The sequence below is a fragment of the Aeromonas sp. L_1B5_3 genome, from assembly GCF_963866575.1.
Taxonomy (GTDB): domain Bacteria; phylum Pseudomonadota; class Gammaproteobacteria; order Enterobacterales; family Aeromonadaceae; genus Aeromonas; species Aeromonas jandaei.
Genome location: NZ_CAWMDN010000014.1, coordinates 1 through 10,477 on the forward strand (window position 1 = coordinate 1; position 10,477 = coordinate 10,477).

The following is a 10,477-nucleotide window of genomic DNA, read 5'->3' on the forward strand; positions in this document are numbered from 1 at the left end:
AGCATTAGGGCTTTACCTACACGGTACACCGTACAAGTTTGCACCGGATGATCAGACCCGTGTTCCTATGCAGGTGTGGATGTCACCTGGATTTACCAAAGAGAAAGGCGTTGATATGGCGTGTTTGCAGCAGAAAGCCGCTGATACTCGTTACTCACACGATAATATTTTCTCATCTGTATTGGGTATCTGGGACGTCAAAACATCAGTTTACGAAAAGGGTCTAGATATTTTCAGTCAATGTCGTAATGTTCAATAAATTACATTATTGGGGGCTCAGGCCCCCAATCATCTGTTAAATAATAGGTTTATTACTATTGTCCGTGTATTTCATGGTTGAAATTTTTAACGGGCAAATCAGAAAGAGGAAGCTAAAATGGCAAAGCCTGGTGCAACTGGAATTACCCGAATCATTCATGCCACCAATTATAGTATGAAGGGGCTTTCTTCAGCTTGGAGACATGAAGCGGCTTTTCGTCAGGAACTGCTACTCATTGTGCTGTTGATGCCTCTGGCGTTTTTTGTCGGAGATGGTTTAAATCAAATACTACTCCTAATGGTTATAAGTTGGCTGGTTGTGATTGTAGAGATCCTGAACTCAGCTATTGAAGCAGTAGTAGACAGAATAGGGTCAGAGCATCATGAGCTTTCTGGTCGAGCTAAAGACATGGGCTCTGCGGCTGTCTTCATTGCTCTGATGTTGAATGCCATAGTGTGGGGTGCATTGACAGGGCGTAATTTATTAACCTGGTGGTAGTGTTATCATCAATAATATTTTTAATTATTCATGGCAGCCACCATAAATAGTGGCTGTTTAATGAAAAACAATAGATGCTAATTATAAGGTGGAACTTTTGTCTGTTTAGCCCGCACCATAGGTGCGAAAATAACCATATTTTATTATGGCTGTTTTTCTGTCTTGATTCTACTCATACGAGAATTGACACTTAGTTAAGTAATGACAACATGAGGTTTGAACCTGCGTATTAAACGCTTGACATGTTTGCAATGCTAATGCGAGTGTCGCTTCTAATAAAATAGTATGTGGGGAAGTAGTAAAACTGGTTTATCTTCGCTGCGAAGCAGCGGAATGTTTAAAAAAGTCTTTTGTTCTCATAATTAGTAAATGGACAGTTTTCAGTATTTTTCAAGTGGCTAAAATGAAAAAATTTGAAAAAAACTATCGTGATGTTTTTTTGAACTGAAAGATGAGGCCGCAGGCTGCCTAAATTTATAGGCACACCCCATGCCGAATCCGTCCCACTAGATCGACAACAGCCTGAACCCCCATTGGTGTAGCCAACAATTTAGCTGGGGCTACGCCACCGAGGCCCCAGGCGGTGCGGTTTAACCACGACAGTGTCTTGACGGTATCGTTCCTGTGAAAGACGAGTGCCGCATCGAGGGCCTGCGCCACTCCGTATACCCTGGCACCCTGCGATATTGATAAGGGGGCAGCAATCCGGAGCTTGCGGGCCAGTGTACTCTGGCCAATATCAGCCCACTGGCAAACCGTCCCCACATCCGTCTTCATCAATTCCGCAAGACGATAGACTATGTCCGGTGCTACGCCAGCCACGATCCATTGATGTGCTCCCAGTGGGTCACGAGGAATACCAAGACCTTCTAGGAGCTGGTTCGGAGTAGCTGCGTCACTACTAGGATGATAGGTTGTATAGGGCATCATGTAGCATTCCTCATTGTACAAACACGACCTTTCATGAGCTATCCTACTCCAAACTGTCGCTTTGAGTGGAAGATTCACAGCAGAATGCCCCTGCATTGAGGAGGACTGATGACCGAGTTGGTCTGTACTGAACCAGGTTTAGGCATTGAGCTTGGGACTACTTTTCAGGTTCTATCGGAGAACGGCTCTGAATGGGAAATCCTGTTGGGGAATGAATACCGCAGGATCAACAAACGCAGTGGGCGCGTTACAGGTTGGAAAACACCTCCAAAATTTGAGTGCAAAGACATCCAAAAATAACATATCAAATGAGTGCTCAATGCTGGTTATACCAGTAATAATGTTGACTAGCGGCCTAACCTTGTCATAGAATCAAGAAATAGGGAGAGTCGCTACCCTGAGTGCGAAGTTGAAAAAATGCTGAAACCCTGCCTCGTTGCGGGGTTTTTTGCTTTCTGGAGACATGGATGTGTAGTGGCCTAGTCATCCAAGACTACCTCTTAAGTTAAGAGGGGCGAAGTGTCTGGATCCTCAAGGGCAAATCTAAAATTTCTTATCATCGCCTCATTCTGTGAGCCAATGATATTGTCCTATCGGCTCATTTCGTGAGCCGACCAAGATCGTTCATCGGCTCATCTGGTGAGGTGGTATCAACGCTCACTACCACCTAGATTTAATCTTTGGCTACATAGTTTCATATAAGATTGGAGCTTGGTCACCAAGCGACTCCAAACGCTATTTTCGCTCACGTCTTTTTGAATAATGTTATTTCTATAATCGTCTTGGTGCCAAAAACAGTGGTGCTAATGCTGGGGTTGAGAGATAATTTCACTGATATAAAAATATGATACATGAGGCCAAAAATGAATGATTTTTTGAAAACACTGCTAAATATTCGTAGTTTGCGTGCTGCATTGCGCGAGCTCTCTTTTGAGCAGTTGGTCGAGGCTAAAGACAAATTTGACGAAATCTATGCCGAACGTGAGCATCAAGAGAGCAAAATCAGAGCTGAGTCAGCCGAGCGCCTGCAAAAACTGGCTGAGTTTACCGAGCTGCTGAAAGAAGCTGGCATAGATCCGAGTGAGCTGGTTGGTACTGCGGCTCCGGCGAAAGCTGACGGTTCAGCTAAAGCGAAACGCACTCCTCGTCCAGCAAAATACCGCTATACCGAGGATGGTCAGGAGAAGACCTGGACTGGTCAGGGTCGTATGCCTAAAGCTATCGCGGCAGCTGTTGAAGGTGGTAAAGCGCTGGAAGATTTCCTGATCTAATACTGATAGCCCATGCAGTATTGCGTGGGCCTTTCATTCTGTTTTTAGTAGGAGCCCGTATGGGGAGAACATTAAAGGACATCATCTCATCCGAATCACCCGAGGTTGTCCAGAGAGCCAAGGCTCTTGCCGAATAACAACTGGTACGTCTCAGTATAACCAAATTGCTTTCAAATCTCGGTACAGGTGATGTTCCTGCAATAGATCCCGATGTTCTCGATAGTTTGTTGTCGCTCAAAAAATCAGTTGAGAGCCATGACTGTCGGTTAAGTTTATTCGTTCATATGCCTGACGGTACTCATCATGGTGTCAATATTTAACTAAAGATCGTCATTGGTACGTTAATCGCAGATTTCATCTACCAAATGAAAATAACACCCTGTGGCGAAGCTTGTTCAAACTCCCTCGGTGTGCAAGCAGATCTGATAACAGGGCAAGATCATGAACGCCAGATGAATGTATGTGAACAACTAGGGAAGGTGCGAATAAGTACCCTATGTGCCAAAACTAAAAAGTTTAGCCATTTAATATCAATAATTTAGAATGGTGTGTTTTTGTGCCAAGTGACTTGTTAGGGAAGGTGCGAATAAGTCATATGGCACGAGAGCATTTACTGGTAACCCATTGATATTAAATGACTAAAATTTTCATTTTTTGTTCGTGGGATACTTGTTCGCACTTTCCCAAGAGTTGTTGTTGTCAACGTAGTCCCAGTGAACTGTTACAATGTCAGCTTTGTGAAGTGGCTCAACGTTGTGTGGCACGCCGATCCAACATGTTGGCCATAACCAATGCCAACATGCAGGGAAAGATCGAGGAGATAGCAGTATTAAGGAAAGATCTGTATCGAGGAAACCCGTGAAAAGGCCCGTTACACAGGTAAGCGTTTTGAGATCAGCACCAAATCGTCAAAAACGCTCACCCCAGCAGAGATCGCGTGTTCAACATCGCTATCAGTGTTCACTTTTTCATTAAAAGCAGCGATGACTTTCGGCCAATGCGTTTCATAACTTGCCGAAATCGTCGTAAAGAACGAGGTGCAGGCCCCAAGGTTCTCTTGCAATTGATGTCGTAAATGCCGCAACAGATAACGCCCACCCGCCGCAGAGCCTTCGATGGTATAAACCACACCCAACCACTGCGCTTCGCTATCAATGGCAGGCATAGCCACATCACACGCCCCCGTAAACACGGGCTCGCCGCCGATGTTTTTAATATCTTCAGCCAATAGATCAGCGCGGCGCTGATAGAGCCCATCAATCGCAAAGGGGGAATGAATGATGTGGTTATCGGCGGCTTGATAAAAACGATGCAAAATAGAGAGAAAGTTTTTTACATCCGCCATAGTCACCGTATGGCCGGATACCGCACGAAACGGCGGCTCCATTTCCAAATCAGCATGGGCTTTTTTTAAACCTTGTCTAAATTGTTCCAGATTGTTGGACATATCGCTCAACCTCTAATAATAGTTCTCGTAACTTAAGGGCTTGGAGCTGGTTCTTTTGACTCCACACTTTCGATTTACCGACTGTTTTTTCAACCCATTTTTCAAATGAAATGCGTGGCGAAATACCAATAGCGCCATCGTGCGAATTCGTTGGTTTATTCGGGTTGCCACCCCATGAAATACTTTCAATGTGCTCATTGCGAAATAACAGCAGGCGAACATGACACTCTGCGTCCGCCATTCCCGTGACGCCTAATACGCCAGCGAGCGGTGATAACAGAATCGATTTAAATGATTTCGATAAGGCGTGCTCGCTCCAAATCTGTATTTTTGAGTGCACAAAATAGTCATCAAGAACGGCAAAGGCTTCTTCATTGGGAATCGTGCCATAGCCCCAATAATTATCATTCACACAGAACATAATGCCGGATGCTGAAAAAGAATCCATTAACCAAATGGCTAATTCCGCCCATTGGTTTGTGTCATCAATTATTTTAAATAATTTAATGCGCGTGTCGGCTTTCCAACGACCAAGCCCATCATGAAAATTTATTTTTTTTTGCGTTAGATACGATGACTGCATCATCGAATAATGTTGAACATGTGAGCTAATTTCTTCCAACATTGGTAGCTCAATATAATGTGGCGTTGAATGGTGACAGGTAATTAACGCCGCCAATTCACCATGTAATATCACAGGAAAAGAGATTGAGGTATTCACCCCCATATTTCCCATATACACAACATGCACCGGCGAGACACTGCGCAACGAGGCATAGGTTAAATCAGGCGCAGAAGGGGTAATACCGACAACTGGCGTGGTTATATCGGGTGCATTATAAATATAACGCCAAGGGTTTAAGACATAGAGATCGCGAGCAATGCGTGGAATATCACTGGCTGGAAAGCGTAATCCAATGTAAGAGCCAATATGTGATGATGACACTGACTCATGAATTACTTCACCATCGCCATTGTGCATAAACTGATAATAAATCACCCGCTCAAAACCAGTCGCTTCAGAAATATAATCAACTAACCGTTTTTGCAGCCATGACAATTCACTGTCTGAATTAGGCTTTTCTAAAAAATCAAAGCGCGTGCATATAACGTTATTGTGCTTGATATCATTCGGGTAAAACTCATAAATAATGCTTTTGTTTTTACTTTTTGTCATCAAGATATAGCCATTAAAGCCCTGATCGTGCCAAGCGACTATCTTATTAGTACCCACTTGCACGCCCAGACTAGCCGAAAGCTTTGCCAAACGTGGATCAATAAATTGACCCGGAATGGCCGACGTGCAAATTGCATCAGTATTCACTGAGACGTGTGTGATATAGCCATTCTCTTCGGTAAGAATCAACGCACCAAATGACTGCACAGCCCCAGATAAATGCAATTCCTCTTGCTCGCACGCACAGAGAAAAGTATTTTTTTCATTCAAGAGTCAGGTACTCCTTGAAAGCATTAGTCGTCAGCGGTTTAGCAAGATAATAACCCTGAGCGACATGACAACCATGTTGCCTTAACCAACACAGCTGCGTTTCTGTTTCAACACCCTCTGCCACCGTTTCCAATGAAAATGATTTGGCCATGCTTAATACCGCCTCGGTAATCACTTCATCTTCTAAGTCATTGCCTAAGCCAGAGACAAAACTCTGATCGATTTTCAGTGTTGATATATTCAGCCGTTTTAAATAGCTGAGTGATGAGTAACCAGTGCCAAAATCATCAATATTAATTTTAATGCCATGATAATTTAAACGTTCTAAGTTGGATAAAGCCACTTGGCTGTTATCCAGTAATACCGTTTCTGTGATCTCAATTTGTAGCAGTTCAAATGGAAGGCTATTTTCTCGCATTAATGATAGAACAAAATCAGCCAAATCAGGTTCATGCAGGCTTCTGGTCGAACAATTAAATGCTATTGGTAATAATTTAAGCCCTTCTTTCCGCCATTGCACCAATTGCTGAATAATAGTATGAATAACAATGCGCGTTATTTCATAAATCAACCCATTCTTCTCGCTAAGGGGAATAAAATCAGCTGGTGATACACTGCCAACTTCAGGGTCATCCCAGCGGATCAATGCCTCTGCGCCGACAATATCGAGTTTGTCATTAATCAAAAATTTCGGCTGATATACGAGATAAAACAGATTATTTTCAATCGCAACACGCATTGCCCGTTCAAGCGTTGCTTGACGCAGCAATTTAACTTGCAATTCAGGCTCAAAAAAAGCAAAACGATTTCGCCCATTTTCTTTGGCTTTATACATCGCAGCATCAGCTGCTTTTAATAAGCTATGCTCGTCATGACCATCCATGGGTGATATCGCTACGCCAATGCTAGCCGAAATAAAGAGCTGACGATTAGCCACCTCATAAACCAGTGACATTTCATCAATCACTTTTTTGGCCACTGCGGCTGCATCTTCGGTGGTGGTGTCAGATAAAATAATCGTAAACTCATCACCACCTAAACGGGCAATAAAATCATTGCTGTTAATGATATGACGTAATCGAGATGCCGCAATTTGCAATACGCGGTCGCCCACATCATGACCCAACGTGTCATTAATGTTTTTAAAATTATCTAAATCGATAAATAACAGTGCATTGGTTCTATTATTATCCAAAGATTCTGCTAATTGTTTTCTTAATTTATTCGCAAACGTGGCACGATTTGGCAAATTCGTCAGTGAGTCATGTTCGGCCAGATAAGCAATGTCTTTTTGTGAGTTTTTAATCTGCGATATATCAGAAAAAACGGCCACCAGATGTTCAGGGTTACCTTGAAAATCTTCAACTCGATTAATAGTGAGCAATTCAGGGTAAACCTCACCACCTTTGCGTTTACTTAAAATTTCCCCTTTCCAACTGCCATCAGTTTTAATCGAATAGCTGATCTCATCATAAATATCAGACGTACCTGTCGAGTTAAAAATAATTTCTCTGGCCGGTTGCCCTATTACATCACACTCATCAAATTGTGTAATTTTATAAAATGCAGAGTTTACAGAGGTAATAATTCCGCATTTATCCATCACAACAATAGCTTCACCGGCTTGTTCAAAAATCCGAGCATTAATTCTTAATTGTGACTCTTGAATTCTTCTCTCAGTAATATCTTCACCTTCAATAATTAACGCAATCGGGTGGTTATCGCTATCACGCAATGTTTGATGTTTAATCGAGAAAAATTTATTTTGATTTTTATTATTAAAATAATACTCGCGCACTATCGGGTTTTCAGTTTGTAACGACTCGATCGATGCACCCCATAATGCCCCTGCAAACGCAGTGGGGAAAATAGAGAAATCTGTTTTGTCAATGCAATCGGCTTCATCAACGTCAAAACACTCAGTAAATCGCTTATTCACATAGAGATATCGCCCATGCAGATCACGCATGGAGAAAATAATACTTGTGTGCTCCATTAAGGCAGTTAAGCGATGCTCAGATGCCGACAGTTTATTTTTCGCATTGATCAAATCACTGACATCGATCATGGTCACAACCAACGAAATCACCTCTGATTTCTGATTTAACCCCGGCGTGATAATCAGATGAAAATAACGATTCAGATGCTGAATCAGTGCGCTTTGTCTATCACCATGCGATAAGGTTTTACCTAATAAGGTCGCCAGCTCATTAAATTCATCAGGAAAATTAATTTTCTCCACCGATTGATAATGCGCCGTTAATCGTAATGAAAAATATTGTGCCGCCCCTGCATTAAAACGAATTAAACGCAACTCTTTATCAAACACTAAAATAGGAAACTCTAACGCGTCATAAAGATGGGAATACTCTTCATAGAGTTTGGCCAATTCACCGGTTTTAACATTCAACTCTTCATTAACACTGATCAACTCTTCATTGGTGGCCTGCATCTCTTCGTTGGCGGCTTCCAACTCTTCGTTAGTGGCTTGCAGCTCTTCGTTCGATGCTTGCGCCTCTTCATTTAAGGCCTGCATCTCTTCATTAGCTGTGGCTAACTCTTCCACCAACGCTTGCAAATGCTCACGAGTGCTAATTAACTCATTTTTTAAATCATCATTATTAAATGAAGGCGTGTCAGACGATATTAATGAAACACTTTTACTCTCTTCATTTTCAATTTGAAACACTAACAAATAGGATTCAAAATTTTCTTGCTCTAAAATAGAAACAATAAATTTGATGTGTTGATGATTTATATGCCGTTTCTGGCTTTCACACTTAGATCTATTTCTTTGCACTTTATGAAATAAAGAGATGGCATCTGCACGAACAGATGGGTGCAGCACATCTGATAAATTATATTTAGTAACTCCTGATGGAAATAAGAAAAACTGCTCCACATGACCCCTAGTATGTAATACATTGCCTTCACGATCACATACGGCAAGAGTTAATTTATAATTATTAATCAAAAAATTGAATAACGCGTCTTGTTGATCACTCTTTTTCTGATTTTTTACCTTTATTGTACCACTCACTACTTTTGTTAGTGGCAAAACCTGTATTTCTCCCGTTTTAGAAAAAATTCGTTCTCGCGCATCATGAGAGTTAAATAGCTTGTCGGCTTGAGCCACTGTTTCTGAGCGACCAAGAAACAGTAAACTATTCTTTTTTAAACCAAAGTGAAAGTTTTGTAATACTTTCGCTTGAAGTGCGGTGTCAAAATAAATAAGAACATTACGACAAGAGACCACATCTAAACGCAGAAATGGTGGATCATTGACTAAATTATGCTTGGCAAAAACAATTGCATCTCGCAGTGGTTTAATAATTTCATAATACGCGCCGCGTTTATTAAAATAACGCTCAACTAACTCTTGGCTTAATTCTTTTAACGCAATTGCCGGATATAACCCACGTCGTGCGGTTTCAAGGGCCGCATCATCAATGTCGGTAGCAAATATCTGCAACGTTGGCTTTTTATCTCTATCCAGCCAGATTTCATACATCATGATCGCCAGCGAATAGGCTTCTTCACCGGTCGCACAACCGGCAACCCAAATGCGAAACTCGTCTTCGGCTGCCGTATTGGATTGCCTGAGCGTTGCTTCAAGTGCCTTGTAAGCCTCTTTATCGCGAAAAAAGGCGGTTACTGAAATCAGCAAATCGTTGGCTAAAAGCTCGGCTTCGCTGTCTGAACTGGTTAGAAAGGCCAGATATTCGTTTAACCCAACACTTTGCACGGCACTGATACGTCGCTGTATGCGTCGAATCAACGTCGCACTTTTATAACCGGTAAAATCACGCTGTAAGCGTTCATTAAGCAACTCGATGATTTGTTGAACCCGAAAATCATCATGCAGCAGCGCATCGACTGCGTTATTGGCAACCTCAATACTAGACAGGTATTGCGCTATTTCTGCAATGCTCATAATGTGCGAGATTACACCCGATTCGATGGCTGAACGTGGCATTCCATCATATTTCGCACCATCGGGGTTTTGCGCTATCGTGATGCCGCCCATATTGTGAATTTGCCGACAACCTAATGAGCCATCAGAACCCGTTCCCGACAAAATAATGCCAATCGCGCGATCTCTTTTTTCTTCCGCTAATGCTGTAAAAAAATAGTTAATCGATGGCTTCGGGTTATTCGGTTGCGAAATGGCTGACAAGGTAAATCGACCATTCTCAAAACCGGCATTTTTGTGCGCAGGCACCACAAACACCATATTGGGCAAGGGTTCGTCCTGATCTTCCATCTCTTTAACAGAGAGCGCAGTTGAACGTTGTAAGATTTCAGCCATCATACTGCGATGCGAGGGCGATAAATGCTGAAGCACCACAAAGCACATGTCATCGTTTCTGGTGAGCAGGGTGAGCAGTGCGCTAATCGCCTCAAGCCCACCCGCTGAAGCCCCAATGGCTGTAATGATTAAATTCATGCTATTCCATCCCCAATAATTATTACTTTTTGATTCATTTGAGTTATATCTTGTTAAGGCCAGCGTGAATAACATCGCCAGTTGGTTATCGTTTTTCAGCAACCCCTTGTATCAGGCTTTCACGAAGCCGAACTGTCGCTTGATGATGCGAAACGGGTGCTCCACCTTGGCCCGGATG

General features: G+C 42.4%; 8 protein-coding genes. 4 read left to right on the forward strand and 4 right to left on the reverse strand.

The features are described from left to right. The coding region (locus AACR93_RS01870) for a sulfatase-like hydrolase/transferase (RefSeq protein ID WP_043852199.1) at nucleotides 1-259 on the forward strand (259 nt) is incomplete at its 5' end. A gap of 117 nt (nucleotides 260-376) precedes the next feature. After that, a complete protein-coding gene (locus AACR93_RS01875; protein WP_039026395.1) occupies nucleotides 377-757 on the forward strand; it encodes a diacylglycerol kinase in 381 nt (126 codons plus the stop codon). 474 nt (nucleotides 758-1,231) lie between these two features. On the opposite strand, the gene AACR93_RS01880 is transcribed toward AACR93_RS01875, so the two are convergent. Next, entirely contained in the window at nucleotides 1,232-1,783 is a 552-nt protein-coding gene (locus AACR93_RS01880) for an antitoxin Xre/MbcA/ParS toxin-binding domain-containing protein (RefSeq protein WP_331428982.1), read from the reverse strand. A gap of 12 nt (nucleotides 1,784-1,795) precedes the next feature. Between AACR93_RS01880 and AACR93_RS01885 the strand changes: the two genes are divergently transcribed. Both AACR93_RS01885 and AACR93_RS01890 read left to right on the forward strand, forming a co-directional pair. Next, nucleotides 1,796-1,987 carry a hypothetical protein gene (locus AACR93_RS01885; protein WP_042032933.1) on the forward strand — a complete coding sequence of 64 codons (192 nt, stop codon included), beginning with the start codon at nucleotides 1,796-1,798 and terminating at the stop codon, nucleotides 1,985-1,987. Between the two features lie 563 nt (nucleotides 1,988-2,550). After that, nucleotides 2,551-2,958 carry an H-NS family histone-like protein gene (locus AACR93_RS01890; RefSeq protein ID WP_043852200.1) on the forward strand — a complete coding sequence of 136 codons (408 nt, stop codon included), beginning with the start codon at nucleotides 2,551-2,553 and terminating at the stop codon, nucleotides 2,956-2,958. Nucleotides 2,959-3,829: 871 nt separating this feature from the next. On the opposite strand, the gene AACR93_RS01895 is transcribed toward AACR93_RS01890, so the two are convergent. The 3 genes from AACR93_RS01895 to AACR93_RS01905 are packed head-to-tail and all read right to left on the reverse strand — an operon-like array spanning nucleotide 3,830 to nucleotide 10,401. After that, the gene (locus AACR93_RS01895; RefSeq protein ID WP_069785370.1) at nucleotides 3,830-4,405 is read right to left on the reverse strand and encodes a biliverdin-producing heme oxygenase; all 576 of its coding nucleotides are present in this window, start codon (nucleotides 4,403-4,405) and stop codon (nucleotides 3,830-3,832) included. After that, nucleotides 4,380-5,852: a GAF domain-containing protein gene (locus AACR93_RS01900; RefSeq protein ID WP_082044190.1), complete on the reverse strand. Its 1,473-nt coding sequence runs from the start codon at nucleotides 5,850-5,852 to the stop codon at nucleotides 4,380-4,382. Before AACR93_RS01900 ends, AACR93_RS01895 begins: the two co-directional genes overlap by 26 nt. Further along, nucleotides 5,845-10,401: an EAL domain-containing protein gene (locus AACR93_RS01905; protein ID WP_082044191.1), complete on the reverse strand. Its 4,557-nt coding sequence runs from the start codon at nucleotides 10,399-10,401 to the stop codon at nucleotides 5,845-5,847. The genes AACR93_RS01900 and AACR93_RS01905 overlap by 8 nt, the downstream gene beginning before the upstream one ends. Nucleotides 10,402-10,477: the final 76 nt, after the last annotated feature.

What these genes read in the sequence shown, in the direction of transcription:
- AACR93_RS01895 (WP_069785370.1), bottom strand. Translation starts at nt 4,405, where the DNA reads ATGTCCAACAATCTGGAACAATTTAGACAAGGTTTAAAAAAAGCCCAT.
- AACR93_RS01875 (WP_039026395.1), top strand. Translation starts at nt 377, where the DNA reads ATGGCAAAGCCTGGTGCAACTGGAATTACCCGAATCATTCATGCCACC.
- AACR93_RS01885 (WP_042032933.1), top strand. Translation starts at nt 1,796, where the DNA reads ATGACCGAGTTGGTCTGTACTGAACCAGGTTTAGGCATTGAGCTTGGG.
- AACR93_RS01890 (WP_043852200.1), top strand. Translation starts at nt 2,551, where the DNA reads ATGAATGATTTTTTGAAAACACTGCTAAATATTCGTAGTTTGCGTGCT.
- AACR93_RS01880 (WP_331428982.1), bottom strand. Translation starts at nt 1,783, where the DNA reads ATGCAGGGGCATTCTGCTGTGAATCTTCCACTCAAAGCGACAGTTTGG.